Origin of the sequence: Xanthomonas sp. NCPPB 4467 (genome assembly GCF_041475665.2) — a bacterium.
In the GTDB taxonomy this organism is placed as follows: domain Bacteria; phylum Pseudomonadota; class Gammaproteobacteria; order Xanthomonadales; family Xanthomonadaceae; genus Xanthomonas; species Xanthomonas dyei.
The window spans coordinates 3449109-3474871 of record NZ_CM191260.1 but is presented as its reverse complement, the minus strand read 5'-3'; the positions used below and the strand labels follow the sequence as shown (position 1 = coordinate 3474871).

Annotated in this window: 22 protein-coding genes and 2 other RNA genes; 15 read left to right on the top strand and 9 right to left on the bottom strand. The window is 66.1% G+C overall.

Going from position 1 to position 25763, the window contains the following annotated elements; all coding sequences use genetic code 11:
* Positions 1 to 38: 38 nt before the first annotated feature.
* The 3 genes from ACCQ06_RS15300 to ACCQ06_RS15290 are packed head-to-tail and all read right to left on the bottom strand — an operon-like array spanning position 39 to position 3385.
* Positions 39 to 1343 carry an alkaline phosphatase family protein gene (locus ACCQ06_RS15300; protein ID WP_316686978.1) on the bottom strand — a complete coding sequence of 435 codons (1305 nt, stop codon included), beginning with the start codon at positions 1341 to 1343 and terminating at the stop codon, positions 39 to 41.
* Between the two features lie 36 nt (positions 1344 to 1379).
* A complete protein-coding gene (locus ACCQ06_RS15295) occupies positions 1380 to 1925 on the bottom strand; it encodes a methylated-DNA--[protein]-cysteine S-methyltransferase (protein WP_316686976.1) in 546 nt (181 codons plus the stop codon).
* Positions 1922 to 3385: an AlkA N-terminal domain-containing protein gene (locus ACCQ06_RS15290; protein ID WP_316686973.1), complete on the bottom strand. Its 1464-nt coding sequence runs from the start codon at positions 3383 to 3385 to the stop codon at positions 1922 to 1924. The genes ACCQ06_RS15295 and ACCQ06_RS15290 overlap by 4 nt, the downstream gene beginning before the upstream one ends.
* Positions 3386 to 3530: 145 nt before the next feature.
* On the opposite strand from ACCQ06_RS15290, the gene ACCQ06_RS15285 reads away from it, so the two are divergent.
* From ACCQ06_RS15285 to ACCQ06_RS15270, 4 genes are all read left to right on the top strand, one after another.
* Positions 3531 to 4715 (top strand): COG3904 family protein, encoded by a 1185-nt coding sequence (locus tag ACCQ06_RS15285; protein WP_316686970.1) that lies wholly within the window; start codon positions 3531 to 3533, stop codon positions 4713 to 4715.
* A gap of 76 nt (positions 4716 to 4791) precedes the next feature.
* On the top strand, positions 4792 to 5046 hold the full coding sequence (locus tag ACCQ06_RS15280; RefSeq protein ID WP_055849871.1) for a hypothetical protein: 255 nt from the start codon (positions 4792 to 4794) through the stop codon (positions 5044 to 5046).
* A gap of 260 nt (positions 5047 to 5306) precedes the next feature.
* Complete coding sequence (locus ACCQ06_RS15275) at positions 5307 to 5846, top strand: DUF4019 domain-containing protein (protein WP_316686967.1); 540 nt, start codon at positions 5307 to 5309, stop codon at positions 5844 to 5846.
* Between the two features lie 25 nt (positions 5847 to 5871).
* Positions 5872 to 6273 (top strand): MAPEG family protein, encoded by a 402-nt coding sequence (locus ACCQ06_RS15270; protein ID WP_316686965.1) that lies wholly within the window; start codon positions 5872 to 5874, stop codon positions 6271 to 6273.
* Between the two features lie 209 nt (positions 6274 to 6482).
* On the opposite strand, the gene ACCQ06_RS15265 is transcribed toward ACCQ06_RS15270, so the two are convergent.
* Together ACCQ06_RS15265 and ACCQ06_RS15260 are read right to left on the bottom strand one after the other, a co-directional pair.
* The gene (locus ACCQ06_RS15265) at positions 6483 to 6797 is read right to left on the bottom strand and encodes a hypothetical protein (protein ID WP_316686964.1); all 315 of its coding nucleotides are present in this window, start codon (positions 6795 to 6797) and stop codon (positions 6483 to 6485) included.
* The gene (locus ACCQ06_RS15260; protein WP_228323109.1) at positions 6794 to 7069 is read right to left on the bottom strand and encodes an RNA-binding S4 domain-containing protein; all 276 of its coding nucleotides are present in this window, start codon (positions 7067 to 7069) and stop codon (positions 6794 to 6796) included. The genes ACCQ06_RS15265 and ACCQ06_RS15260 overlap by 4 nt, the downstream gene beginning before the upstream one ends.
* Before the next feature lie 429 nt (positions 7070 to 7498).
* On the opposite strand from ACCQ06_RS15260, the gene ACCQ06_RS15255 reads away from it, so the two are divergent.
* The 3 genes from ACCQ06_RS15255 (at position 7499) to ACCQ06_RS15245 (ending at position 12891) form a co-directional block, all read left to right on the top strand.
* A complete protein-coding gene (locus tag ACCQ06_RS15255; protein WP_316686959.1) occupies positions 7499 to 9418 on the top strand; it encodes a DEAD/DEAH box helicase in 1920 nt (639 codons plus the stop codon).
* A gap of 264 nt (positions 9419 to 9682) precedes the next feature.
* Positions 9683 to 12088, top strand: coding sequence for a putative bifunctional diguanylate cyclase/phosphodiesterase (locus ACCQ06_RS15250; protein WP_316686958.1), 2406 nt, complete (start codon positions 9683 to 9685; stop codon positions 12086 to 12088).
* Between the two features lie 80 nt (positions 12089 to 12168).
* The gene (locus ACCQ06_RS15245) at positions 12169 to 12891 is read left to right on the top strand and encodes a pseudouridine synthase (protein WP_104617127.1); all 723 of its coding nucleotides are present in this window, start codon (positions 12169 to 12171) and stop codon (positions 12889 to 12891) included.
* A 268-nt stretch (positions 12892 to 13159) separates the two neighbouring features.
* Here ACCQ06_RS15245 and ACCQ06_RS15240 read toward each other — a convergent pair whose 3' ends face one another.
* The 3 genes from ACCQ06_RS15240 to ACCQ06_RS15230 all read right to left on the bottom strand — a co-directional run bounded on the left by ACCQ06_RS15240 (position 13160) and on the right by ACCQ06_RS15230 (position 15217).
* Positions 13160 to 14107, bottom strand: coding sequence for a DMT family transporter (locus tag ACCQ06_RS15240; protein ID WP_104617128.1), 948 nt, complete (start codon positions 14105 to 14107; stop codon positions 13160 to 13162).
* Between the two features lie 57 nt (positions 14108 to 14164).
* Positions 14165 to 14241: non-coding RNA, sX9 sRNA (locus ACCQ06_RS15235), on the bottom strand.
* Positions 14242 to 14383: 142 nt separating this feature from the next.
* Positions 14384 to 15217 carry a DUF72 domain-containing protein gene (locus tag ACCQ06_RS15230; protein ID WP_228323104.1) on the bottom strand — a complete coding sequence of 278 codons (834 nt, stop codon included), beginning with the start codon at positions 15215 to 15217 and terminating at the stop codon, positions 14384 to 14386.
* A gap of 268 nt (positions 15218 to 15485) precedes the next feature.
* Here ACCQ06_RS15230 and rraA point away from each other — a divergent pair, with 268 nt between their 5' ends.
* From rraA to ACCQ06_RS15200, 6 genes are all read left to right on the top strand, one after another.
* Positions 15486 to 15980 carry a ribonuclease E activity regulator RraA gene (rraA, locus tag ACCQ06_RS15225; protein WP_104616517.1) on the top strand — a complete coding sequence of 165 codons (495 nt, stop codon included), beginning with the start codon at positions 15486 to 15488 and terminating at the stop codon, positions 15978 to 15980.
* 23 nt (positions 15981 to 16003) lie between these two features.
* Positions 16004 to 17599 (top strand): serine hydrolase, encoded by a 1596-nt coding sequence (locus ACCQ06_RS15220; RefSeq protein WP_316692614.1) that lies wholly within the window; start codon positions 16004 to 16006, stop codon positions 17597 to 17599.
* Between the two features lie 210 nt (positions 17600 to 17809).
* Complete coding sequence (locus tag ACCQ06_RS15215) at positions 17810 to 19075, top strand: cation:proton antiporter (RefSeq protein ID WP_228323102.1); 1266 nt, start codon at positions 17810 to 17812, stop codon at positions 19073 to 19075.
* A 288-nt stretch (positions 19076 to 19363) separates the two neighbouring features.
* On the top strand, positions 19364 to 19960 hold the full coding sequence (locus ACCQ06_RS15210; RefSeq protein WP_316686952.1) for a plasmid pRiA4b ORF-3 family protein: 597 nt from the start codon (positions 19364 to 19366) through the stop codon (positions 19958 to 19960).
* A 68-nt stretch (positions 19961 to 20028) separates the two neighbouring features.
* Positions 20029 to 20104: non-coding RNA, sX9 sRNA (locus tag ACCQ06_RS15205), on the top strand.
* A 174-nt stretch (positions 20105 to 20278) separates the two neighbouring features.
* Positions 20279 to 22111, top strand: a complete 1833-nt coding sequence (locus tag ACCQ06_RS15200; RefSeq protein ID WP_104616471.1) for an ABC transporter ATP-binding protein — start codon at positions 20279 to 20281, stop codon at positions 22109 to 22111.
* Between the two features lie 265 nt (positions 22112 to 22376).
* Here ACCQ06_RS15200 and ACCQ06_RS15195 read toward each other — a convergent pair whose 3' ends face one another.
* Complete coding sequence (locus ACCQ06_RS15195) at positions 22377 to 24185, bottom strand: DUF885 domain-containing protein (protein ID WP_316686950.1); 1809 nt, start codon at positions 24183 to 24185, stop codon at positions 22377 to 22379.
* A gap of 232 nt (positions 24186 to 24417) precedes the next feature.
* On the opposite strand from ACCQ06_RS15195, the gene ACCQ06_RS15190 reads away from it, so the two are divergent.
* Complete coding sequence (locus tag ACCQ06_RS15190) at positions 24418 to 24774, top strand: GFA family protein (RefSeq protein ID WP_316686948.1); 357 nt, start codon at positions 24418 to 24420, stop codon at positions 24772 to 24774.
* The gene (locus ACCQ06_RS15185) at positions 24771 to 25574 is read left to right on the top strand and encodes a DUF4349 domain-containing protein (protein WP_316686945.1); all 804 of its coding nucleotides are present in this window, start codon (positions 24771 to 24773) and stop codon (positions 25572 to 25574) included. Before ACCQ06_RS15190 ends, ACCQ06_RS15185 begins: the two co-directional genes overlap by 4 nt.
* Positions 25575 to 25763: the final 189 nt, after the last annotated feature.

The following is a 25763-nucleotide window of genomic DNA, read 5'->3' as shown; positions in this document are numbered from 1 at the left end:
TTGTCGCATTCGCGCGTTGCAGCGGGTGTGCGTAGTGCTCAGTGCGCAGGGTCCGGCGGCACGCGCAAGGCCGGCAGCAGCGTGGCCGGATTGCCGTCGTTGGGCGCTGCGCTGATGCCAAGCAAACGCGTCATCAAGGCATACACATCGACGTTGTCGAACCCCGGCAAGGTCTTGCCCTGCGCCAGATCCGGGCCTTGCGCTACAAACACCGCACGCATCGAGGGCAGTGCAGGATCGAACCCGTGCGAGCCGCGCATGCCCTGTTGCGCGCGCTTGGCCAATTTGTCGGAGAACAGTGCGTCCCAGCCTTCGTGCATCTGGCACACGATCGGCGGAATGCGCGGATGGCTGCCGTAATGCCAGCGCGCCGGTAGCTCGGCCTTGCGCCAGCAGTCGTATTGCGCATGCGTGCCAAGCAACATGGCCTCGGCGCTGGCCTGTTGCCCAGGCTGCGGAGTGAAGCCGATCACCTGGCCATCGGTGACTGCGGTGGCCATCGCGGGCGGCGCGATGGCTTCCACGCTGATCGCATGCCCCGGCGCCACTTCGGCCATGCCGTGGTCGGACACCACGATGATATTGGTGCGCGCGCGGGTGCCGTCGCGCTGCATGCCGGCCAGCAGCCGGCCGATTGCGGCATCCACGGCGCGCACGCTGTCGGCGTATTCGCGCGATTCCGGGCCGTGATCGTGGCCGGCTTCATCCACGTGTTCGAAGTACAGTGTAACCAGACGATTGCGCTGCGCACCGGAGCGCGCGAGCCAGCCCAGCGTCTCGTCCACACGGGCGTCCATGCCGACGCCTTCTTCGTAGTGACGCCATTGCGTGGGGCGTACGCCCTGGATGGCCGCCTCGCTGCCCGGCCACGACCAGGTCGCTGCATGCAGGCCGGCCTGTTCTGCGCCCACCCACAGCGGCTGGCCACCCCACCAACGCGCGTCGCCCACCGCGTCCTGCTTGCTCAGCCAGAAGCTGCCCAACGCGGGGTCGCGCATGCTGTTGTGCACGATGCCGTGGTGGTCCGGGCGCAGACCGGTGACCAAGGTGTAGTGGTTGGGAAAGGTCAGCGACGGATACGACGGCGTCATCCAGCGCGCACGCACACCATCGCGCGCAAGTTGGGACAGCGTCGGGGTGATGCCGCGATTGAGCATGTCTGCGCGCAGGCCGTCGATGGAGATCAGCAGCAAGGTATGCGGCGCGTCGTCGGGTGCCACGGCCGCCGATGTTGGCGACGATGCACGGGGTTGCGCTGGGGCGTCACGTACGCCGGGCTGGGTGGAGCAGGCCGCGAGCAATGCGGTGGCTATCGCGGCAAAGACAAAACGTTGATCGATCATGCCGCCAGTTTACGGCGCAGCGATGACCTCGCGAAGTCAGGGTGCCTGGGGTGCGCGCTGGTCGCCGAACAGATCGTCAGCACGCGCGTTCTGGTGCGGCGACCAGCCTTCCAGTTGCAATAACGCCTGCTTGGTCGGCAGGCCGCCGCCGAAGCCGGTCAGGCTGCCGTTGGCGCCGATCACACGGTGGCAGGGCAGCACGATCGGCAACGGATTGCGGCCGTTGGCGGCACCCACCGCGCGGCTGGCGGCGGGGCGGCCTACCGCCTGCGCGAGCTGCGCGTAACTCCAGGTCTGGCCGAACGGAATCTGCGCCAACGTGTGCCAGACCTGCAACTGAAATGGGGTGCCTGTTGGTGCCAGCGGCAGATCGAAACTGCGTCGCCCGCCATGCAGATAATCCAGCAATTGCTCGCGCGCTTCGCGCACCAGTGCGGCATCGGGGTCACGCGCCCAACGCGCACGTCCGGGCGCGTCGTAGCGGTTCTGTGCGAACAGGATATGGTGCACGGCGGTGGAATCGGCGGCCACGGTGAGCGCGCCGATCGGCGAGGGAAAGGTGTCGTAGTACAGCGTGTTCATGGGCGGGTGTCCTTGCGATCGACGGCGAGATGCCACAGGTGCAACACGGCATACGCGCGCCATGGGCGCCATGCCTGCGAACGTGCCTCGGTGGCCCGTTCGCTTAAACGTTCCGGCGCGCCCAGAACCTGCTGCAGGATCAGATCGCCGGCCGGAAACGCATCCGGATGCGAGAGCGCGCGCATCGCGATGTAATGCGCTGTCCAAGGCCCGATCCCGGGCAGCGCGGTGCAGGCGGCAACGAAGTCCGGCAGGCGCTGGCCGGCGCCGAAATGCAGCCGGCCTTGTGCGCAGGCCGATGCCAGTGCGCGTAGCGTGGCCGCACGTGCGCGTGGTAGCCCGAGCTGTTCCAGTGGCGCGTCGGCCAGCTGTTCGGGCGTGGGGAAACTGCGGTCCAGCCCAGGCGGCATATCGGCATGATGGCCGCCGTGGCGGTCCACCAACCGCGCCGCCAGCGTTGCGGCACCGGCCACGCTGATCTGCTGGCCCAGCACCGCGCGCACCGCCACTTCAAAACCATCCCATCCCCCCGGTACGCGCAGGCCGGGCCGGCGCTGGATCGCCTCGGCCAAGCGCGGTTCGGATTCAAGCGTGGCATGGACGGCCTGCAGGTCCGCATCCAGATCGAATAAGCGGCGCACGCGACGCACGATCTGCGGAATCTGGCGCGGGTCGGTCGCCCCGATGTACAGCAGCAGCTCGGCCCGCTGCGGCGCGGCGGTCACCTCGATCAAGCTGGCGTTTCCAGGCGTGCCGATCACGCGCCGGTAACCGCTGGCATCGACCTGCTCGATCCCCGGAATCGCGCGGCGCTGCAAAAAGCCCAGCATCGCCGCCCAATCCAGCGGCGGGCGATACCCCAGACGCAGACACAATTGGCCGCCTGGTACTTCGGTGCGCTGCTTGCGTAGCGCGGACGGCGGCATGCCGCAGCCCTGCAGAAACGCAGCGTTGAAACGCCGCAGGCTGTTGAAGCCGGCGGCGAGTGCGACCTGGGTGACAGGTAACGCGGTTTCGGTGAGCAACTGCTTGGCAAGCAGTAACCGGTGCGTGCCGTGCACCTGGATCGGGGTGGCGCCAAGCTGCTGCACGAACTGTCGTTGCAGCTGCCGCGCACTCACCCCCACCGCATCGGCCAGCGTCTGCACCGGCTGCTCATGCAGCAGGCCTTCGGCAATCATCGCCAGCGCACGCTGCACGCTTTCTTCGCCCAGATGTTGCTGCGCCTGCGGCGACAGCTCCGGACGACAGCGCAGACACGGCCGGTAGCCGGCCGCACTGGCTGCCGCCGCGCTCGGGTAATAACTGACATTGCTTGGCTTGGGCGCCGGTGCCGGACACACCGGCCGGCAGTAAATGCCGGTGCTGCGCACCGCAGTGAAAAACAGTCCGTCGAAGCGCGCATCGCGCGCCAGCCGGGCGCGGTCGCATTGGATTCGATCGGGCGTCAACGTCTGCATGGCGCCAGTCTATGCCCTGGCTTCCGCCGCGGCTGGCCGTTTTCGGACAGGGCTGCTGCAGGGCGGCGTGTTCACCGTCGGGTCAAACCCGTGGCCCATTCAGCCATAGACTGACGGTGAATCCGTCGCGCTCACAATCCCCATCATGCTCAAATCGCTTTGCCTGTCAGTTGCGTGTCTGCTCTTGCTGGTGGCGTGCGAACGCAGCGCGACGTCTGCCGATGCCGGGGCGGCGCAGCAAAACAATGCAGGGCAGGCGGGCGATGGCGACCACATGGTGTCGGTGGATACGCCCGAGCCGGTGGCGCCACCGCCCCGCCCGCGCGCGCAGGCGGGCGAGGCCGGGTGGCCGGCAGCAGCGCTTGAGGCGGGCCAGGCGTGGATCAGTTGCGCCACCGATTACAGCAAGGAGGCCGGCGACGGCACGCTGTTGCCGGCACTGGATCGGGCCAGCGTGGAGGCGGCGCTGGCGCCGTGCCGCGAGACCGGGTTGGTGCGGGTGCGCTATGCGGGCAAGATCAATGCCGGTTTCGCCGCGTTGGTGTGGCGCCTGGCGGCGGTGGCCGAGCAACTGCGGTTGCCGCATCGCATTCTGGATCTGGATTCCAGCGGCGGGCAGGTGGAGGCAGCGATCCGCGCCGGCGACACCATCGGCGAATCCAATTGGACGATCTGGGTGCGCGAGGGCTCGATCTGCCACAGCGCCTGCGTGTTCGTGCTGGCGGCCGGCGATAACCGCCTGGTGGCCGGCAAGGTCGGCATCCACCGGATGATGCGGATCAGCTCCAAGGCGACGTCGCGTTCGGAACTCAATCGCGAATTGCGCGAGGTCTACGGCAACGTCAAGGATTATCTGGAGCGTAACGGCGTGGCGGTGGCGGTGGCCGATCTGATGATGACCGTGCCTAACCGCAGCCTGCGGCTGCTGACGATGGAAGAACTGCGCGAGTACGGGTTGGACGGCACCAACGCCGTGCAGGACGACCTGGAGCGCATCCGGCAGATGCGCAAATGCGGCGATGCGTTTGTGCGCCGCAAAGATGCGTTTCTGGTGGCGTTCGATCAAAAGTGCAAAGGCGAGGGCGCGGATCTGGATGCGGTCAACGCGTGTGGCCTGGCCCTGAAGCAGCGCTTCGGTTTTCCGGATGCGGCCTGCCCGGAAGAAAGCCCGCTGGCCGAGACCGATGCCGCCGCCCTGCCGGCAACCCCGGCGGCCGACACGCAGACCGGTTCCGCAGCGGAAGAGCGACCACAGGCAGAACCGAGCGCCGCCGCGGCGCCGGATGCTGCAGAGTCGGAGCCGTCGACGCCCGCGCACGCCGAGGGCTGAGCGCGGGGCAGGTTTCACGCGTATCGCACTGCGCGCTGCCTATCGTCGCCCCATCACAACCGGGCCGGGGGGCAGTATGCGAGGCAAGACCAAGGGCGTTGTACTGGCGTATCTGCCATCGGCGTTGCTGGTGCTGGTGGGCTTCGGCGTGGCCGAGCTGCTGCGCGTTGCCGCCACCGCACTGCATGCGCAATGGCCGGCCACGCTGGGGATGTGGCTGAGCCTGGCGGCGCTGGTTGCGGCCATCGCGCGCGCGTTCTGGGTCAGCTGGCGCCTGTGGCGCCCGCGCGGCGTGGCCGCCGTGCCGCCTGCTCCCGGCGGAGAGCTCTAGCGATTCGATCCAGGCCGAACGCCTCTGCTTGCGGGTGGGTGCAGCGTTGATGGCGCCGGCTGCGCAGGTTCGAGCCGCCTTTTGCTGGTGGCCCCACGGCGCGGTTACACGCCAACGCGACAGTGTCGTCCGGATCATGCAGTCAGCCGCTCCTCCCCCGATCGCGCGCCGCTTGTGTTGCGCAGGTCCGGCCATAGACTGCGTTACCCGCCGCAATGTGTGCGGTCCATCTCTTTCCAACCCGTTCAAGGTGCTGTCCCATGCTTGGTCCTCGTTTGCTTGTCGCGTTGGTGTTGGCTCCAGCGCTGGCGTTCGCTCAACAACCGCAGCCTTCCCGCGCGGCCACTGCCCAGCCGGCGCCCGCGGCACAAAAGCCGGCGGCGGGGCAGCCCGCGCCAGCGCTGAGCGCGGCCCAGCAGGCGCAGGTTGCCAAACAGGACGTGGAGATGACCCAGGCCGCCTTGCGCGTGGCGCAGATGGTCGATGCCAACAAGGCGGCCTCGCTGTGGGACGGTGCGTCCAGCGTGGCCAAGACTGCAGTCAAGCGCGATGCCTTCGTCGCCCAGCTCTCCGGCGAGCGTACGCGTCTGGGTGCGATGGTCGGGCGTGGCCAGGGCTCGGTGACGCGGGTGAAATACGGCCCCGGCGCACAGGTGCCCGAAGGGTTGTACGTCAACGTCAGCTTCCCGACCCGGTTTGCCAACGCGCCGCAGCCGGTGCGCGAGCTGGTGTCGTTCCGGCTGGACGAAGACAAGACCTGGCGCGTTGCGGGCTACAGCCTGCGCACGGCGGCCAAGTGATGCGGCAGCCCACCGGGAGACCGACATGCAACTGACCATCGAACTGCAGATGCTGGGCTGGGCCATGGTGCTCGGCCTGGTACAGCTGCTGGCTGCATCAACCAGCATGACCGCCCAGCGCGGCACCAAGTGGAATGCCAGTCCGCGCGATGGCGATGCCAAGCCGTTGACCGGCGTGGCCGCACGGCTGGATCGCGCGTTTCGCAACTATCTGGAAACCTTTGCGATCTTTGCCGCCGCGGTGCTGGCGGTAACCGTGGCCGGTCGCACCAATGCGGAAACCGCCTTGGGCGTGCAGTTGTATCTGTGGGCGCGGGTGGCCTACGTGCCGGTTTATGCGGCCGGCATCCCCTATCTGCGCAGCGCGATCTGGGTGGTGTCGTTCTGGGGCATCGTCAAGCTGGTACGCGCGCTGCTGGGTTGGTAAGGCATTACGGTTCTGGCGCGTGCACGCGTGGCGTGCATCGCGCTTGATTCCGATCGAGCACCGGCTCGCGCGTTGGCTCCAGCTTGGGCGCACCGGTCGTGGCAGGTGCGCAGCATGCAATCGGTGGATGTCGTCATCCGCCGTTGTTTAGACGGGCCTGGGCGTGCAAGCGGGCAGGCAATACGAGCATTCCGCCGCACTGGATGGCATCAGCTCGGCACCCGCGCCACGATCGCATCGATCGCTGTCTGCGTATCGCCACTGCGCATGGCGTCTTCCAGCAGCGGGATCGTCCAGGCGCACCCTGCATGGGTCAGATGCACGCGCCAGTCGCCTCGCCAGCCGTCCAGCTCGTCCAACGCCAGCATGATGCAGCCGCCACGGTCGGCATGGCCGCCATGGATGGATTGCTCCAGCCAGAACGGGCGCGCCGCGCCGAGTTCGATCGAGAACACGTAGACGTCGTGCTTCGGATCTTCGGAAGACGGCGCGATATTGCGCTGGCCGATCTCGATCACCCTCATTCGCCGGACTCGGATTCGCCGGACTCAGACTCAGACTCAGACTCGGACTCGGGGTCCATGGCCATGACGCGAATCTCCACGTCGTCCAGTTGCACGAGTTGACCGGGGCGGATCTTCGCGGTCTTGCGCAGCTCCTGCACGCCATCGACGCTGACCGCGCCGCTGGCGACGATGGCCTTGCCCTGGCCGCCGCTATCGGCAATACCGGCTAGCTTGAGTAACTGGTTGAGTTCGATGTACTCGCCGTCCAGGTCGAATTCCAGGAATTGCATGCTGCGCTCGGTCAAAAAGAAACCGATTATCCGCCCGGAGCCGCGGCCGGCACCACCATGCGCAAGCCCGCACCAGACACATGGCTGCGCGCAGGCAGCCGCAGCGCGCTGCCGCCTTGCGGGCGATGCGGTCGTCGGCATGGGGGGGGCGGCTACTCGCGGCGCAACCGCGCAATCTCCCCCAGCAGGCTCTGGGCGGCGGTCATGCTGCGGCCGGCCTGGGCATCGTCGATTTGCAGGTCTGTATCCAGGGGCATGGCTCCGAGGCATGGCGGGAGTGGGGAAGCGCGTGCCAGGATGATTCGCCGGGGCGGGCGAATCCTCACAACCTGAACAAAACGTCACAACCCTTCGACACGAAGGGGGGTAAGGGCGCACACTATGCTGCTTTGCGCCTGCCGGATCCGTGCGGCGCCTCCGGAGTTACCCATGACCCAAGAATCTTCCGCGCCGCTGCTGTTTGCAGACCTCGGCCTCTCGGACGCTGTGATGAAAGCCGTTGCCAACGTTGGCTACGAGTCGCCGTCGCCGATCCAGGCTGCCACCATTCCCGCGCTGCTTGCCGGCCGCGACGTCCTCGGCCAGGCGCAGACCGGTACCGGCAAGACCGCCGCGTTCGCGCTGCCGGTGCTGTCCAACGCCGATCTGAATCAGCTCAAGCCGCAGGCGCTGGTGCTGGCCCCGACCCGCGAACTGGCCATCCAGGTCGCCGAAGCCTTCCAGAAATATGCCGAAGCCATCCCCGGCTTCCGCGTGCTGCCCGTCTACGGCGGCCAGCCGTATGCCCAGCAGCTGAGCGCGCTCAAGCGCGGCGTGCATGTGGTGGTGGGAACCCCGGGCCGGGTGATCGATCACCTGGATCGCGGCACCCTGGATCTGTCCCAGCTCAAGACGCTGGTGCTGGACGAAGCCGACGAAATGCTGCGCATGGGCTTTATCGACGACGTCGAAGCCGTGCTGAAGAAGCTGCCGGAAAAGCGCCAGGTGGCGTTGTTCTCGGCCACCATGCCTCCGGCCATTCGCCGCATCGCGCAGACCTATCTGAAGGACCCGGCCGAAGTCACCATCGCGGCCAAGACCACCACTTCGGCCAACATCCGCCAGCGCTACTGGTGGGTGAGCGGGCTGCACAAGCTGGACGCGCTGACCCGCATCCTCGAGGTCGAGCCGTTCGACGGCATGATCATCTTCGCGCGCACCAAGGCCGGTACCGAAGAACTGGCGCAGAAGCTGCAGGCCCGTGGCCTGGCCGCGGCCGCCATCAACGGCGACATGCAGCAGGCCGCGCGTGAAAAGACCATTGCCCAGCTCAAGGACGGCAAGCTCGACATCCTGGTCGCCACCGACGTGGCCGCCCGCGGCCTGGACGTGGAGCGCGTCAGCCACGTGCTCAATTACGACATCCCGTACGACACGGAAAGCTATGTGCACCGCATCGGCCGTACCGGTCGTGCCGGCCGTAATGGCGACGCCATTCTGTTCGTGACCCCGCGCGAGAAGGGCATGCTGCGCTCGATCGAGCGCGCGACCCGTCAGCCGATCGAAGAAATGCAGCTGCCGAGCGTGGATGCCGTCAACGACACCCGCGTGGCGCGCTTCATGACGCGCATCACCGAGACGCTGGCCAGTGGCCAGATCGACATGTACCGCGATCTGCTGCAGCGCTACGAGGCCGAAAACAACGTGCCGGCGATCGAGATCGCCGCGGCGATGGCCAAGTTGCTGCAGGGCGATGCGCCGTTCCTGCTGACCCCGCCGGTGCGTGGCGCGCGCGAAGAGTTCACCCCGCAGCGCACCGAGCGTGCCGACCGTGGAGATCGCGGCGACCGTGGCGAGCGTCCGCGTTTCGAACCCAAGTTCGAGCGTGGCCCGCGTGCCAACGATGGCGAGCGCGCACCGCGTCCGCCGCGTGCCGACGATGCCGGTAGCGAGCGTCCGCGCCGTGACCCGGCCCCGCGTGGCGAGCCGGAGTTCGGCATGGAGAGCTATCGCATCGAAGTGGGCCACACCCACGGCGTGAAGCCGGCCAACATCGTCGGCGCCATCGCCAACGAGGCCGGTCTGGAAAGCCGCTATATCGGCCGGATCGATATCCAGGACGATTATTCGATCCTGGATCTGCCGGCCGATATGCCGCGCGAGCTGCTGACGCACCTGAAGAAGGTCTGGGTCTCCGGCCAGCAGCTCAACATGCGCAAGCTGGAAGAAGGCGAGGCGGCGGCGTCGCCGTCCAAGCCGCGCTTCCCGCGTGGTGGCAAGCCGTCCGGTCGTCCGAACGGCCCGGGGCGTCCGATGGATCGCGCCGGCGCGCCGCACCGCAAGGGCCCGCCCAAGCCGCGCGGCGAGTAAGCCACGCTGACAATCGGCTGCGCAGCGAAGCGCGGACGCAGCCGGTGTCAGTTCCGCTATTCCTTTCAAGGCATAGCCTGGCAATGCAAGCAAGCGTGTCCCGACAGGGGCCGCAGACGGCGGATGGTCAGCCAGGCTGACCGTTTCCGCCGGCCGTCCGGCAAACGGACGCCGCCATACAGACTCGGCCATGACGGCCGCTACTGCCTTCAGGCGCCCACTGGGCGCCTGACTCGCATTGGGTGGCGGTGGACGAGGACGGCAATGGCGCAGGCAGCACGCAGTACACGCAGTGGCCGGACCATGCACATGGTGCGCGGCTGGCTGACGCTCCCTCTGGCGCTGCTGATGGCCGTGGCTGTCGGCATGGCCGTGCTCTCTGCACTGGCGATCGAAATCCAATCCGGAGCCACCGCCTGGATCGTTGGTCAGGGCCATTGGTCCAATGCCCAGCAGGAGTCGGTGTACTGGCTGGAGCGCTACCTGACGAGCGGCGATCCGTCCGATCTGCAGGCCGCCTGCCGCGCGCTGGAGGTGCCGCTCGGCGATCGTGCGGCACGCGAGGCGGTCGAACAGCCGGTGATTGCCTGGACAGCGGTTTACGCCGGGCTCGCAGCCGGGCGCAATGCCCGCGAGGACATGCCGCAAATGGTCCGGCTGTATCGCTACGGCCAGGTTTTTCCGTATCTGGGCGATGCCATCGCGATGTGGAAGCATACCGATGCCGATCTGTTGAAGCTGAGTGCGCTGGCCGACCGTGCTGCCTCCGTGCAGGCCGCCAGTACACCGGATGCGCGCGCGCTGCAGGCGCTGCGCGACGACCTGCATCTGCTCGATGGCCGCATGCGCAGCGATGCGGGGCAGTTCCAGGCGCAGCTGATCCGCTGCGCACGCCTGCTGCACGACGTGATGGTGGCCTGCAGCCTGGCCACCTTATTCTTGGTGCTGATCACCTGCGTGCTGGCGATGCGTCGCATCCGCGATTATCTGCTGTCGCACGAGGGCCGCTTTCGCACCGCGTTTCAGCAGGCCGCGCTGGGCATGGTCAAGTTCGATCTGCGCGGCCACGTGCTCGATGCCAACGCCTCGATGGCCACCATCCTGCGCTACCGCCCGGAAGAGCTGCAGGCGTCCACGCTAGCAGAGCTGATACATCCCGACGACATCGTGCTGGACAGCCGCGGCATGATCGACTGGCCGCGGCTGATGCAGTCCGGCGAGCTGCGCTTCCTGCGTGCCGATGGCGAAGTGATGTGGGGCCGCTGGAGCGCCTCGCTGGTGGAGCCGGGCCCGGAGGAACCCACGCTGGTGCTGGCGGTGATCGAAGATGTCTCGCACGCGCACGAACTGGCCGACGAGGTCGCCTTCCACGCGCGCCACGACGCCTTGACCGGCCTGATCAACCGGCGCGAGATCGAGCGCCGCCTGCTGCATCTGATCGAGCCGCCGCAATCGCCGCAGCTGTGCCATGCGCTGTGCTTCGTGGATCTGGACCACTTCAAACTGGTCAACGACACCTTCGGGCATGCGGTCGGCGACAAGTTCCTGTGCCACTTCGCCGATGTCATCACCATGCAGCTGCGTCCGGGCGACTGGCTGGGGCGGCTGGGAGGCGACGAGTTCGCGATCCTGCTGGCCAATACCGATCTGCTGCAGGCGCAGGCAGTGCTGGAGCGCATGCATGGCGTGTTGGGGCAGCCGTGGAGCCATCAGGGCGGCCGGCCGCTGACGCCGAGTTGCAGCTTTGGCGTGGTGGAAATCCGCCAGGGCGCCAGCGATGTCAACGCCTTGATGACCGCGGCCGATCTGGCCTGTTACGCGGCCAAGGAAGAAGGGCGCAACCGGATTCGGTGTTTTGGCGAGAACGATCTGGCCTTGGCGCGGCGTCGGCATGACGGTGGCTGGATCAGCGCCGTGCAGCAGGCCATCGCCGAACAGCGGCTGCTGCTGTACGCGCAGAAGATCCAGGTGCTGAGCGACCCCGATCGTCTGCAGTACGAAGTGCTGGTGCGCATGCGCGCGCGCGATGGACGCGTGCTGAGTCCGGGCGAATTCCTGCCTGCAGTGGAGCGTTACGGGCTCGGGCGCATGGTCGATGTCTATGTGCTGGAAACCTTGTGCGCGCAATTGGCCGACAACCCGCTGCATGTGGCGACCCTGGACCTGTGTCACGTCAATCTGTCCGCGCAATCGATCGCGCAGCCGGATTTTCTCGATTTCGTCTGCGCCTTGTTCGAGCGCTACCCCACGCTGGTGTCCAAGCTGTGCATGGAGATCACCGAAACCGCCGTCATTGGCGATCTGGAACATGCGCAGCGCTTCGTGCAGAGCGTGCGTGCGCGTGGCTGCCATGTGGCGTTGGACGATTTCGGTAGCGGGCTGGCCTCGTTCGGCTACCTCAAGCAGTTCACCGTCGATGTGTTGAAGATCGATTGCGGCTTCGTGCGCAACTACGCGCATGACGCGGTGGACCGCGCCGCGGTGCATTCCATCGCCCAGGTCGGCCTGGCATTGGGCATCGAAGTGGTGGCCGAAGGGGTGGAGTCGGAGGCGGATATCCCCGGCCTGCGCGATGCCGGCGTGGGCCAGGTGCAGGGCTTCAGCCTGCACCGCCCGTGCCCGCTGCAAGACCTGATCGCGCCACAGCCATTGCTGGCGGTGACCGGGTAGGGCCTGCCGGCAGCGCTCCGCGCCAGGGCCGTGACTGCGCCAGAGTGCGTTGCCGGCTGTAAATCGCCGATAATTGGAAGATGACAATCCGACTCAACAAACATATCGCCGATACCGGCTTCTGCTCGCGCCGCGAGGCCGACCGCCTGATCGGCGAACGCCGCGTCACCGTCAACGGCGTGGTCGCCGGCACCGGCGCGGTGGTGGGCGAGGAAGACACCGTGCTGGTGGATGGCCAGCCGCTGCGCGCACGCGAGGCCAAGAAGCCCGGTGGACGCAAGCATGTCTATATCGCGCTCAACAAGCCGGTAGGCATCACTTGCACCACCGAGAGTTCGGTCAAGGGCAACATCGTCGAATTCGTCGGCCACGAGCAGCGCATCTTCCCGATCGGCCGCCTGGACAAGGAGTCCGAAGGGCTGATCCTGATGACCAGCAACGGCAACATCGTCAACGAGATCCTGCGCGCGGAAAACCGCCACCAAAAAGAGTATCTGGTGGCGGTCAACAAGGCGGTCACCGACGAATTCTTGCGTGGCATGGCGCGTGGTGTGCGCATCCACAACGAAACCACCTTGCCGTGCCGCACCGCGCGCATCGCCAAGTTCGGCTTCCGCATCGTGCTGGAGCAAGGCTTGAACCGGCAGATTCGCCTGATGGCCGCCGAATTCGGCTACCGGGTCACGCAACTGCGGCGGGTGCGCATCGACAACATCAAGCTTGCCGCGCTCAAGCCTGGGCAGTGGCGCAACCTCAGCGATGCGGAACTGCGCGGCCTGCTGCCGCAGCGCACCGAGTGGTAAACCGGCCGGCCGGCTGCGCTGCCGGATGGCAGGCGCAGTGGTCGCCATCCGGTGCTTCCGCTGCAGTCGGTATGGGCGTTCGCGTGCGGCCCGCCGGCTGCGAATAGCTGACCAAACGCTGCGCTTGGCACCTTGTGGGCTCGGTCATCGTCATCGTCGATAAGCGTCGGCCGCTCACGCGTTCGCTGCGAAGCGTCGGTCTCGGGTGTTACGCGACACTGCGGTCGCTGTCGGCCAACGCCGTGTCGCTGGATGTCGTATCACTCACTCAGTCGACGATGTTCTTGGCTTCGGCGGTGCCCAGTAACTCCGGGTGCACCACCTTGCGCCGGCGTTCCAGCACCGGATGCAGAAACACCGCGCCGAGAATGATCGCCACGCCAAGATAGAACTGCAGGGTGAGCTCGCGTTGTTCGCCCAGCAGGGCGATGGCCAGCACGATGGCGTAGACCGGCTCCAGATTGGTCACCAGCTGCACCGAGTACGCGCTGAGATGACGCAGCGCGACCAGTGCCAGCGCAAACGGCAGCAGGGTGCAGGCCAGCGACAGGACGAGCAGCAACACGCCATCGTGCAGGCTGGGAAGCATCAACAGATCGCCATGCAACGATGGCAGCAGCAGCGGCATGGCCGGTGCCAGCACGGTCAAGGTCAGCGTGCCGGCACCCAGTTCCAGTGCAGTGACGGTGAGCGGGTCGGCATGCGCCACCATGCGTTTGTTGAGAGAGCCGAACAGCCCGACGAACACGGCCGAAATCGCGCCGACCACCACCCCTGCACGCATGCCATCGGGCACGCCGCCGACCACCAGCGCCACTCCCGGCAACACGGCAAGGCCGAACAGCAACTCGCGCGGGCGGAATGGCCGCTGCGTCACCCAGGGCTCGATCACGGCAGTGAACACCGGCGCCAAGGCGATGCAGGTGGCTGCCACCGACGCGTTGGCCAGCTTGATCGCGCCATAGAAGGTCAGCCAGTGCAGCGCCACCAACGCGCCGATGCCGCAATAGCCCAGCACCACGCGCGCGGACAGGCCGCGCAGGCCGCGCCACACCCGCGGCCACAAGGCCAAGGCCACCACTACGATCAACATGCGCCACCACACCAGCGGCAACGCCTGCAGCGTGATCAACTTGCCCAGAATCGCGGTGATGCCCCAAAGCAGCACGCAGAAATGAATTTGCAGTTGCGCCTTGCGCAGGTCGGTCGTGGGCATGCGCCATTGTCGCCGAAAAGCCGCAGATCGGCGCCGTGCAATGAGCCGTATTGGAGCGGCTGACACCACCTGGCGAGCAGTCGTCAGGTGGGTAGGGACGGCGCGGTCAGAACCGCAGTGTATGCGTGGTACATACCGCATCAAGCATCAACCACGCTCGCCTGGCGGCTGCAAAGTCATCTTGTCTGCTGCTCTAAGCCCCTCTCCTGCGGGAGAGGGGTTGGGGTACGGTCTACTCCAGCCAGCTGGCCAGCGGACGCCGCTGCCAGCAACACGTCATCCAGCAGACAGCTCTTTCAACAAGGCCATCGCCGCCGCCGGATTGCGCTCCTTCGCCGCACTGATGAAAAACACGAACACCTCGCGCGGCGTGCGGACCACCGGTGAGGTGGCGTCGACATGCGGCAGATCGGCAGGGTCGTCGCCGCGTCGCCAGGCGTGGATGCGCTCGGCCCACTGTTTCAATGCCGGCGCCGGATAACCGGCATGCAGCCGTGCCTGGCTACGCATCAGACGCGCGTAAACGAAGTCGGTGGACAGATCGGCAAAGGAGGGATGTTCGTCCGAATCGGCGAAGACGGTGGCCACGCCGTGGCGGCGCACCAGCGCGAGCAGCGACGCATCCACCGCCGCGTGGTCGCGAACTTCGAGCACATGCCGCAGGCTGCGCTTGCCTACGTGTTTGGGCAGCAACGTCAAAAAGGCTTCCAGGTCGTCGGCCTGCAGCCGATGCCCTTGCTCGAATTGCCACACCAGCGGCCCCAGGGTATCGCCGAGCTCGACAATGCCGCCGACGAAGTCGTCCACTTGCGCTTTGGTGCCCGCCAGTGTGCGGGATTGGGTAATGCGTCGCGGCGCCTTGGCAGAAAACACGAAGCCAGGCGGCACGTCATCGCGCCATTTCGCATAGGTTGCCGGTTTTTGCGCGCCGTAATAGGTGCCGTTGATTTCGATGGCGGTGACCTGGCGGCTGGCGTATTCCAGCTCGCGCCGCTGCACCAGACCCTCGGGATAGAACATGCCTGCGCGCCACGGCGCATACACCCAGCTGCCGATACCGACATGGATGCCGTCCAGGGCGGGCGGCGTGGAAGCGAACAGATCAGTCATCACAGGAATACTCGCTCGCTAAGGTGGGCACGATTGGGTGCCGCGTTGGGCCGGGCGCCCGGCGGCGGTCACGAGGCTATAGCGTCGCGTACCGGGATTGGATGGGACGTGACAGCGAAGCCGCCTGCTGGCGATGTCGGCTCGGTCTCTGCACCGATGCCGGCAGGCGACGGGCCGCCCAGCTGTCAGCGCCAAGACGACATCGACCGACACCCGGACCCCGCCGCAGCCGGCTACCATGCCGGTTCAGCCGCTCGAGACCGCACCGATGACCTGGACCACGCCCGATCTGTGTGACCGTTTTCCCGAGGTGACCGTTGCCGAGCCGTTGTTACGCCACTTTGGCGGGCGCAGCGTGTTCTGCGGGTCGATTGCGACAGTGCGCTGTTTCGAAGACAACTCGCGCGTGCGCGAGCTGGCCGCCACGCCGGGCGAGGGGCGGGTGCTGGTGGTGGACGGCCAGGGCTCGCTGAAACATGCGCTGCTGGGCGACCAGATCGCGGCGCAGGCGGTGGCTCATGGTTGGGCCGGCGTGCTCATCCACGGCTGCGTACGCGATGTCGAGATCCTGGCCACGCTGCCGCTGGGCGTTCTGGCACTGGCCGCCTGCCCACGGCGCACCGAGCGGCGCGATCTGGGCGATGTGGATGTGCCGGTGAACTTTGCCGGCGTTCCGTTCGTGCCCGGTCATTGGTTGTACGCCGACACCAACGGCGTGCTGGTGACACCGCTGCCGCTGGACGGTGCAGGCGGCGCAATCTGATCGACAACAAGTAGAGCGTGACAGTGACCTTGAACCGATGGCTGACGGGAGGCGTGCTGATGCTGGCAACCCTGGTGACAACGACGCACGCGGCCGAGCTACCGGCCGGCTTGCAGCAGTTCGATGCGCAGATGGAACGCGTGCGCAAGCAGTTCGATGTGCCCGGCATTGCGGTGGCCATCGTCAAGGATGGTCAGGTGGTGCTGGAGCGCGGCTATGGCGTGCGCGAAATCGGCAAACCCGAGCCGGTGCAGGCAGACACATTGTTTGCGATCGCCTCCAATACCAAGGCGTTCACTGCCGCGTCGCTGTCGATCCTGGCCGACGAGGGCAAGCTGTCGCTCGACGACAAGGTCATCGACCACCTGCCGTGGTTTCGGATGTCCGACCCCTATGTCAGCGGCGAGATGCGCGTGCGCGACCTGCTTGCCCACCGCAGCGGGCTGAGCCTGGGAGCTGGGGATCTGTTGTTTTGGCCGACCACCAGCTACAGCACCGACGAAGTCGTGCAGCGCCTGGCCAAGGTGCCGTTGAAAGGCGGGTTTCGTGACCGTTACGCGTACGACAATATCTTGTACGCCGTCGCGCAGCAGGTGATCGAGCAGGTCTCCGGGCAGTCCTATGCCGCGTTCTTGCAGCAGCGGATCTTCGCTCCGGTGGGCATGCGTGGCACGCGCTTCAACGCCGACCATCTGCAGCCTGGCGACAACGCGGCGGTGGGGCATGCCAAGTACGACTTCACCGAGCTGCGCACGGTGGCACCGCTGACCTGGTCGAACAATTCCGGTGCCGGCGGCATCTATTCCAGTGCGCACGACATGGCGTTGTGGATGCAGGTACAGCTGGCCGGTGGGGTGTTGCCGGACGGCACGCCGTTGTTCAGTGCCAAGCGGCAACAGGAGATGTGGTCGATGATCACACCCATCGCCATTGCCGAGCCATCGGTGCCCGACCTGGCTGGCATGCGGCCCAATTTCGCCGGCTATGGCGAAGGCTGGAGCCTGAGCGACTATCGCGGCCACCGGCTAGTCTGGCATACCGGCGGCTGGCCCGGCATGGTGTCGCGCCTGACCCTGGTGCCCGACCAGCACCTGGGTGTGGTGGTGCTGACCAATCAGGAAGTGGGTGCGGCGTTCAACGCGGTGACGCTGCAGGTGCTGGATGCGTTCTTGCAGGTGCCGCCCACCGACTGGACCGATGCGTACGCCAAGGCCGTGGCCAAGGCGGACATGGATGCCGACACCAGCTGGAAGAGGCATCAGGATGCACGTACCGCACGCTCGACGCCGTCGTTGCCGCTGCGCGGTTATGCGGCCACCTATCGCGACCCGTGGTACGGCGATGTGGTGATCCGCCAGGACGGTAAGCGGCTGCGGCTGCAGTTCGCCAAGACGGCGCAGTTGATCGGCACGCTGGAGCACTGGCAGCACGACAGCTTCATCGTGCGCTGGGACGACCGTTCCTTGAACGCCGATGCCTTCGTCAACTTTTCGCTGACTGCGGACGGTGCGGTGCGCGAGATGCGCATGGAAGCGATCTCGCCGTTGACCGATTTCAGTTTCGATTTTCAGGATCTGGTGCTGACCCCGGTGTCGGCGGCATCGCCTGCATCGCGGTGACGCGTGTCTGAGGGCGGCGCCAGCGCATCCGCTGTGCTGCGGGCCACCCGGCAATCAATGAGCCGGCAATCAATGAGGGTGGCCGTGTCCATCCAGCACCGCTGAAGTGCCTGCCGATGCTGCAACAGCCGCGCTCGGCAGCCTCAGCGCTACCGCCCACCAGCGCGGCTCGCTATGATCCGCGCACTTCTCAGGGATGTCCCCATACGCATGACCACTGCGCAGATGTCGGTGTATTTTTTTCTGCAGGCTGCAGCGATCCTGCTGGTCTGTCGGTTGGTCGGCATGCTGGCCAAGCGTATCGGGCAGCCGCAGGTGGTTGGCGAGATGATCGCCGGCGTGATGCTGGGGCCGTCGCTGTTCGGCCTGCTGGCGCCGGGTGCGCAGGCAGCGTTGTTCCCCAAGCAGACCATGGACGTGCTGTACGTGTTCGCGCAGTTTGGCGTTGGCCTGTACATGTTTCTGGTCGGTACCGACTTTCGCGGCGATCACTTCCGTGCGCGCTATCGCAGCGCGATGAGCGTGTCGCTGGCCGGTATCGCAGTACCGTTTGCGCTGGCGTTTGCGATGTGCCCATGGTTGCTCAATGTGGAAGGCCTGTTCTCGGAAAAGGCCAAGCTCATGGAAGCCTCGCTGTTCCTGGGCGCGGCCATTGCGATCACCGCATTCCCGATGCTGGCGCGCATCATCCACGAGCGCGGCCTGACCAATAGCCCGTTGGGCACGTTGGCGTTGACCGCCGGTGCGTTCGACGATGCGGCGGCGTGGTGCATTCTGGCGGTGGTGCTGGCCAGCTTCGGCGGCAGCTGGGGCAGTGCGTACCTGGCCATCGGCGGCGGCGTCGCCTATGCGCTGTTCATGCTGTTTGTCGGCCGGCATCTGCTGCGTCGCCTGGCCGATCATGTCGTGCCGGATCAGCCGCTCAGCAACAGCATGCTGGCGATCGTGCTGATGCTGTTCTGCCTCAGCGCCTGGGCGATGGATGCGATCGGTATCCATGCCGTGTTCGGTGGCTTCCTGCTGGGCGTGTGCCTGCCCAGGGGCGCATTGACCGAGAAGCTGCGCGAGATGATGCAGCCGTTTGTGGTGGTGTTGCTGCTGCCGTTGTTCTTCACCTATTCGGGCCTGAAAACTCAGCTCAGCGTGTTGCTGCAGCCGCAGATCATGCTGGCCGGCGTCGCCATCCTGGCCGCATCATTCATCGGCAAGGGCGTGGCCTGCTGGGCTGCGGCGCGCGCCACCGGCGAAAATAACCGCGACGCGATGGCGATCGGCTCGCTGATGAATGCACGCGGCCTGATGGAGCTGATCATCATCAATATCGGTTTACAGGCCGGGGTGATCGAGCAGGGCCTGTTCTCGGTGCTGGTGCTGATGGCGATCCTGTCCACGCTGATGGCCACGCCGCTGTTCAACTGGATCATGCGTCGCCACGCCAACGTGACCGACGTGGTGCCGAGCCTGCAACAACGCTGAACGCCGGCAGCTGCTGCGCTGGCGGGGCAGCTGCGCTGCTGGTGAGAGGCAGCGCTTGTCGGTTGCTTGGCCGTGCGGGCAAGCCTGACGTTTGAAGGCTGTGCATTGTCTGTTGCACAGCGCGCGCGAGCGCACCGCGCCGTGCGCTGCATGCTCCGAATGAACGCACCTGCTTGACCAGGATGGAGCGATGTCGGCTCAGGTGCTGGCGCAGTCGCAGTGCATGCGCATTGAGGCGAGCATGCCACCGCCGCCATACTGGCGTCAGATATCAGTCATCGAGTCGTCATGACCAAGGCAAAAAAGAAGGCCGCCCAGCAGGCGGTGCAGGTCCCGGTGCCGATCTATCAGTTGCAGATCGCGTTGGCGGGCAGTGCGCCGCTGGTGTGGCGCAGCGTGCTGGTGGCCGGCGCCGTGCGGCTGGCGACCTTGCACCGCGTGCTGCAGCCGGTGATGGGCTGGAGCGGTGCGCACCCGTACGAATTCGATGTTGGCGGCGGGCGCTATGGCGAGTCCGGGCTGGATGTGCCCGATCGCCCGCGGCTCAAGCATGCCGCGCGGGTCACGCTGGAAAGCGCGCTGGGCGAGCTCGAGGCATTTGGCTATTTCTATGGGGCCGGCGCCGGCTGGCAGCACACCGTGCAGGTGCAGGCCGTCTTGCCGCCGGATGCCGGCCTGCGCGTGGCACGCTGCATCGATGGCGCTAATGCCTGCCCACCGGAAAGCCGCGGCGGGATCGACGACTACCAGGAATTTCTGCAGATCATCGCCGACCCGGATCACCCGCAGCATGTGCAGGAACTGGCCACGCTCGGTGGGCGTTTCGATCCGGGGCACTTCGATCTGGTCGAGATCAACCGGCTGCTTGCGCGCGTTCGCGACTGATAGCAGCGAACAAAACGACCGTGCTCGCCGTCGGGCGGGCGCGGCCGGTGCCCGGTGCTCGGTGCGGCATGGACCACGCGTCCACTCCGATTCTGAGCGCGCCGCCCGCACCCATCTGACGATTGCTCGCTAGATTTGTTAGCCGCTCTAAACGCAGGTGCTGAGACGGCTGCGCCATGCAGTGCCGGCGCCGCTGCATCCACAGCAGCACTGGGCACCCGCAGCGCGACCTCCCAGGCGGAACTTGCCGCATCACCGCACTGCGGCTTGACGCCCGATCGGCTAGCCTGACCGCCCGGTATTCGCGAAGTGCGTGCAATGTTCCGCTGGTTCGAGTCCCTGATCGATATCTTTCCGCCCATCGAGCGGGAGATGCCGCCCCGCAGCGTGTGGCGGTTTTATCTGCATTATCTGCGGCCGTTATGGCCGATTCTGCTGGCCACGCTGGTCGCAGGGCTGCTGCTGGCGCTGGTTGAAGTGGCGATGTTCGACTTCCTCGCTCGCATCGTGGATATGCTGGCCGAGCGACCGGGACCGGACTTCTTCCGTCGTCATGCGGGCGAGTTGCTATGGATGGCAGCGATCACGCTGGTGGCGCGGCCGCTGTTCACCGGGCTGCATAACCTGCTGGTCAATCAGGCGATCGTGCCGGGCCTGAGCAACCGCTCGCGCTGGTTGATGCACAACTACGTGGTGCGCCAGAGCCTGGGCTTTTTCAACAACGACTTTGCCGGCCGCATCGCCAACCGCGTGATGCAGACGGGCACCTCGTTGCGCGAATCGGCGGTGCAGATGGTCGATGCGCTCTGGTACATCGTGGTCTATACCGGCAGTGCCTTGTGGTTGTTTGCGCAGGCCGACCCGTGGCTGATGGCACCGCTGCTGATCTGGCTGGTGGTGTATGTCGCGTTGATGGCGTTCTTCGTGCCGCGCATGAAGGCGCGTGCCTGGGTGGCATCGGACGCGCGTTCCAAGGCCACCGGGCGCATCGTCGATGGCTATACCAATATTTCCACGCTCAAGTTATTCGCCCATGCAGGCCGCGAAGAAGCCTATGTGCACGACGCGCTCGATGAGCTGGCGGTCAAGCACCGCGGGCAGACACGGGTGACCACCGCCATGGATACTGCCATCGCGGTGGCCAACGGGTTCCTGATCGTGGGCACCTGCGCATTGTCGCTGTGGCTGTGGAACCGTGGGCAGATCAGCGTCGGCGCGATCACGCTGGCGACCGGTCTGGTGATCCGCATCCACAACATGTCCGGCTGGATCATGTGGACGGTCAACGGCATCTTCGAAGACATCGGCAGCGTGCAGGACGGCATGCAGACCATCGCCCAACCGCTGACCGTGCAGGACGCGCCGGATGCGGTACCGCTGCGGGTCACTCAGGGCCAGGTGCAGTTCGACCAGGTCCATTTCCACTACGGCAAGCGCGGCGGGGTGATCGCCGGGTTGGATCTGCAGGTACGCGCGGGCGAAAAGATCGGCCTGGTAGGCCCTTCCGGTGCGGGCAAATCGACGCTGGTCAACGTGCTGCTGCGGCTATACGACCTGGAGCAGGGGCGTATTTTGATCGACGGGCAGGACATCGCGCAGGTCACGCAGGAAAGCCTGCGCGGGCAGATCGGTCTGGTGACGCAGGACACCTCGCTGCTGCATCGTTCGATCCGCGACAACCTGCTGTACGGCCGGCCGCAGGCCAGCGACGCGCAGATTCTCGAAGCCGTGCGCAAGGCACGCGCGGAGAGCTTTATCGATGCCCTGGTCGATGGCGAAGGCCGCCACGGCTTCGATGCGCATGTGGGCGAGCGCGGCGTCAAACTCTCCGGCGGTCAGCGCCAGCGCATCGCCATTGCGCGCGTGCTGTTGAAAGATGCGCCGATCCTGATTCTGGACGAAGCCACCTCGGCGCTGGATTCGGAAGTGGAAGCGGCGATCCAGGACAGCCTCGACGCATTGATGGGCAACAAGACCGTCATTGCCATCGCGCACCGGCTGTCCACCATTGCGCGCATGGATCGACTGGTGGTGATGGACGCCGGCCGCATCGTCGAAACCGGCACGCATGCGCAGCTGATCGCACAGGGTGGGCTGTATGCACGCTTGTGGGCGCGGCAGACCGGCGGGTTTGTTGCGGCGGATGAGTGAGGGGAACGATGCTCCAGTACACGGTGCGAGAGAAGGGAGGTCGCACGCGGGAGTCGTAACATCGAGATCTAGCCCCTCTCCCGCGTGCGGGAGAGGGGTTGGGGTGAGGGGAGTGAAGTCTTCTGCAAGGTTGACTACATCGAGCTTCGCTCGTGCCCTCATCCGCCCCTGCGGGCACCTTCTCCCGCATGCGGGAGAAGGGAGGTAGTCAGCGCTTCATCCGTCTGTTGGAGCAAGCCCCTCTCCCGAGGGGAGAACGGAGTGCTTACTTAATCGGCTGATCCAGCATCAGCTCGCGTGCAAAGCGCACCGGCGGGGCGCCGTAGGACAGCATCTTGTCGTGGTAGGCCTTCAGGTTGAAGTCCTTGCCCAGCTTGTCCTGCATCGCCTTGCGCGTATCCAGATGTTCCTGCACGCCGACGAAGTAGGTCGGCAGTTGCGCCGACGACAGCTGCGCACGCACCCACTTGCCCGAGGCTTCGCTTTCCTGCTGGAAGGTGTCGTGGGTCATCAGGTGCATCGCCTTATCCCGGTCCCAGCCGTCCACATGCACGCCCTGGTCGAGGATGGCGTTGGCAATGGTGCGCAGGTAGAACTTGAGCTGCACCAGGTGGAACAGCGGGTCGTTATCCAGGTAGCCCTGTTCCTGCATCATGCGCTCGGTGTACACCGCCCAGCCTTCGGCGAACATGCCCGAGCGCAGCACCGCGCGCAGCGTGGAGGGGAACTTGGCCGAGTGCCAGCCTTCCAGGTAATGGCCCGGCGTGCCCTCATGGATGCTGAGCAGATGGATCATGCGGGTGTTGTATTCGCGCAGGAACGAATCGACCTGCTTGTCGTTCCAGTCGTCGGGAATCGGCGACACCGCGTAGAAGGTCTTGAGATTCTTGTCGAGCGGGCCGGGCGAATCGCAATACGCCACCGCCACGCCACGCTGGAATTCCGGCATCAGGATGATGTCCACCGGCGAATCCGGCAGCGTCATCAAATCTTTCTGACGCACGAAGTTGGTGGACTGCGTCAGCGCTGCCTTGGCTTCGTCCACCACCTTGTCGCGCGCGGGCTTGTCGGCGTAGGCAAGTTCCAGCGCAGCTTCGATCGCAGCCTGTTGCTGATCGTCGGTCGGCGAGGCGGGCAGCTTCGGTGCTCCCGGTCTGTCCTTGAACACGGTGCGCGCAATGCCGTACATCTCGCTACGCACGCGTTTGAGCTCGGACTCCGCACGCTGTTTGATGTCGGCGCGCGACAGCGACGACAGCAGCGCGAATTTCAGCTTTTGATCGTACTTTTCCGCACCGACACGGAAGTCCCCCTTGGCATTGGGCACCAGCACGGTGTCCAGCCAGGTCTGCTGCTCGGTCACCGCCTTGCGCAGGTTGTCGATGGCCGCCTGCGCGCGCGCCGCTTCGATCGGGCCGAGCTGGCCGATGTTGGGCGCGATGAAGGTATCGACAATGCTCAAGATGCCCTTGTTCTGCTTGGCCACCGTCTCGGCGTGGATCTTGGGCACGCGCGCCGGGTCCAGGTTCTCGCGCGCCTGGGCGAAGATGCTCGGGATTTTTTCCATGCGCTGCGTGGCCGACGCCAGGCGCTCGGGCAGCGGCGCGAACTCGCGCGCCATCAGACCGTACAACGCGCTACCGGCCAGGCCGTTGTAGACCTGCGGGTCCCAGGCCCAGCTCTGCAGGACCTCGGTATTCCATATTTCCGATTGCAACTGGTTACGCAAGATCGCTGCATCGACCTGGTTCTCGCGCGACAGCTTGGCGATGTCGATCGCCTCCAGCTCGGTCAGCAGCTTCTTGCCTGCCTCCAGGCTGCGCTGGCGCCCGGCGGTGCTGAGATCGTCGATCTGCGTATCGAAACGGTGATCGCCGGTCTGGGTGGCGGTGACCGGCGACAGCTGCATCCAGGTGTCCAGGGCCTGCTTGGAGAGCGCGGCAAAGCGCGCATCCGGGGTCTGCGCGTCGTGCGTGCCGACGGGCGGGGTGGTGCCGGCGCTCGGCGATGCGGGCTGCTGCTGGCAGGCGCTCAGGCCGGCGATCAGGGCGAGGACAAGCAGGCGTTGACGCATGGTGGGTCCTGGTGGAGTCAATCCGCCAGCATAGGCAACTGTGCGGTTGTCCGCATCCACCATTGGTTTAGAGTGGCGATCGAATCGGTGCGTCGCGCGCCAAGCGGCTGCGGCCGTGATGCTGAATCGGCCGGTCTCGGGCGGGCCCTGGCTGCTGCCTGGCCCGCAGCCGTGTCGCCCCGTCTGCCTGTTGCACGCCACAGTGAAGTGGCGCATTCCAAGGAGGAACACCATGTTGTATGCCGGTAGCTGTCATTGCGGACGCATCGCCTTCGAACTGGAGACCGATACGCCGATCACCGAGGTCTACGACTGCAACTGCTCGCTCTGCCGCCGCCGCGGTGGGCTGCTCTGGTTTGGCACGCGCACCCAGCTGCGCCTGCAGGCGGACCCGGAGGCGGTCGGCACCTACCGCTTCAATCGCCACCATATCGAGCATCATCATTGCCCGCAGTGCGGCATTGCGCCCTTCAGCGAGGGGGCCAACCCCAAGACCGGCGAAGCCAGCGTGGCGGTCAACGTGCGCTGCCTGCCCGCGCTGGATCTGACCACCTTGAACGTGCAACGGGTTGACGGAGCCAGCCGATGAGGCGCGGTATGCGCTGGCCCGGCATCGCGCTGCTGGTCGGCTGGGCGCTGTGCGGGTGCGCGCGGCCGCCGGGGGAGATGGCCGCAGACGGCGGTGCCCCGGCGCCGGCGCCCCCCGCCGCACAAGGCAATGCGCTGGCCTACGAACACGATGTGCGGATCGAGTTGCCGGCCGATCAGATCGGCGAGCGCATCGCGGCCGTCCGTGCTGCCTGCCAGAGCGCACAGTTCGGCACCTGCGCGCTGTTGGCGGTGGAACAGGAGGGTGGGCGCGAGCCCAGCGGCAGCGTTCGCGTGCGCACGGTGCCCGATGGCATCGAGCCACTGGTGCAACTGGCCGGCCAACATGGCGAGGTGGCGGCACGCAGCACGCGCGCCGAGGATCTGGCCCAGCAGATTGCCGATACCGGCCTGGCGCAGGCGCGCCTTCAAAAAGAACACGCGCGTCTGCTGGAGTTGCAGCAGCGTCGCGATCTGGCGGTGACCGATCTGCTTGCACTGTCCAAGCGCCTGGCCGAGATTGAGGCCGAAGCGCAACAAACGCAGCAGGAATCCGCGCAGCAGCAACGCCGTATCCGCACCCAGTTACTGACGCTCAACTTCCGCAGTACCGGCGGGGAGCAGGGCAGAAGCGAGATCGCGCAGGCAGCTGCCGAGTTCGGGCAGGTGTTTTCGTCCAGCGTGGCGTTCGTGATCCGTGCGGTCGCGGCATTGCTGCCAGTGGCCCTGGTGGCGGCGATTGCCGGCTGGCTGCTGTTGCAGGCGTGGCGCTGGCGCGCGCGGCGGCGCCGGATGTCTTGATCGGCGCGCGGCTGGTCGGTGCTGCTGCATCAGCTGCGCGTGATGGGCGCGTCGCCTGTCATTGGAAGCAGCGCTGTGTGAGGAGTGCAGGATGCAGGTGCAAAGCGCATGCAATCTGCCATGCGCATCGGCATGGCCGCGTGTAACAGCGATGTTCGACCAGTGTCGTTTCCAGCGTGCTGTACGCCT

Excerpts from the sequence above, each read along its gene's own strand:
- ACCQ06_RS15300 (WP_316686978.1), bottom strand. The coding sequence starts at position 1,343 with ATGATCGATCAACGTTTTGTCTTTGCCGCGATAGCCACCGCATTGCTC.
- ACCQ06_RS15295 (WP_316686976.1), bottom strand. The coding sequence starts at position 1,925 with ATGAACACGCTGTACTACGACACCTTTCCCTCGCCGATCGGCGCGCTC.
- ACCQ06_RS15290 (WP_316686973.1), bottom strand. The coding sequence starts at position 3,385 with ATGCAGACGTTGACGCCCGATCGAATCCAATGCGACCGCGCCCGGCTG.
- ACCQ06_RS15285 (WP_316686970.1), top strand. The coding sequence starts at position 3,531 with ATGCTCAAATCGCTTTGCCTGTCAGTTGCGTGTCTGCTCTTGCTGGTG.
- ACCQ06_RS15280 (WP_055849871.1), top strand. The coding sequence starts at position 4,792 with ATGCGAGGCAAGACCAAGGGCGTTGTACTGGCGTATCTGCCATCGGCG.
- ACCQ06_RS15275 (WP_316686967.1), top strand. The coding sequence starts at position 5,307 with ATGCTTGGTCCTCGTTTGCTTGTCGCGTTGGTGTTGGCTCCAGCGCTG.
- ACCQ06_RS15270 (WP_316686965.1), top strand. The coding sequence starts at position 5,872 with ATGCAACTGACCATCGAACTGCAGATGCTGGGCTGGGCCATGGTGCTC.
- ACCQ06_RS15265 (WP_316686964.1), bottom strand. The coding sequence starts at position 6,797 with ATGAGGGTGATCGAGATCGGCCAGCGCAATATCGCGCCGTCTTCCGAA.
- ACCQ06_RS15260 (WP_228323109.1), bottom strand. The coding sequence starts at position 7,069 with ATGCAATTCCTGGAATTCGACCTGGACGGCGAGTACATCGAACTCAAC.
- ACCQ06_RS15255 (WP_316686959.1), top strand. The coding sequence starts at position 7,499 with ATGACCCAAGAATCTTCCGCGCCGCTGCTGTTTGCAGACCTCGGCCTC.
- ACCQ06_RS15250 (WP_316686958.1), top strand. The coding sequence starts at position 9,683 with ATGGCGCAGGCAGCACGCAGTACACGCAGTGGCCGGACCATGCACATG.
- ACCQ06_RS15245 (WP_104617127.1), top strand. The coding sequence starts at position 12,169 with ATGACAATCCGACTCAACAAACATATCGCCGATACCGGCTTCTGCTCG.
- ACCQ06_RS15240 (WP_104617128.1), bottom strand. The coding sequence starts at position 14,107 with ATGCCCACGACCGACCTGCGCAAGGCGCAACTGCAAATTCATTTCTGC.
- ACCQ06_RS15230 (WP_228323104.1), bottom strand. The coding sequence starts at position 15,217 with ATGACTGATCTGTTCGCTTCCACGCCGCCCGCCCTGGACGGCATCCAT.
- rraA (WP_104616517.1), top strand. The coding sequence starts at position 15,486 with ATGACCTGGACCACGCCCGATCTGTGTGACCGTTTTCCCGAGGTGACC.
- ACCQ06_RS15215 (WP_228323102.1), top strand. The coding sequence starts at position 17,810 with ATGACCACTGCGCAGATGTCGGTGTATTTTTTTCTGCAGGCTGCAGCG.
- ACCQ06_RS15210 (WP_316686952.1), top strand. The coding sequence starts at position 19,364 with ATGACCAAGGCAAAAAAGAAGGCCGCCCAGCAGGCGGTGCAGGTCCCG.
- ACCQ06_RS15200 (WP_104616471.1), top strand. The coding sequence starts at position 20,279 with ATGTTCCGCTGGTTCGAGTCCCTGATCGATATCTTTCCGCCCATCGAG.
- ACCQ06_RS15195 (WP_316686950.1), bottom strand. The coding sequence starts at position 24,185 with ATGCGTCAACGCCTGCTTGTCCTCGCCCTGATCGCCGGCCTGAGCGCC.
- ACCQ06_RS15190 (WP_316686948.1), top strand. The coding sequence starts at position 24,418 with ATGTTGTATGCCGGTAGCTGTCATTGCGGACGCATCGCCTTCGAACTG.
- ACCQ06_RS15185 (WP_316686945.1), top strand. The coding sequence starts at position 24,771 with ATGAGGCGCGGTATGCGCTGGCCCGGCATCGCGCTGCTGGTCGGCTGG.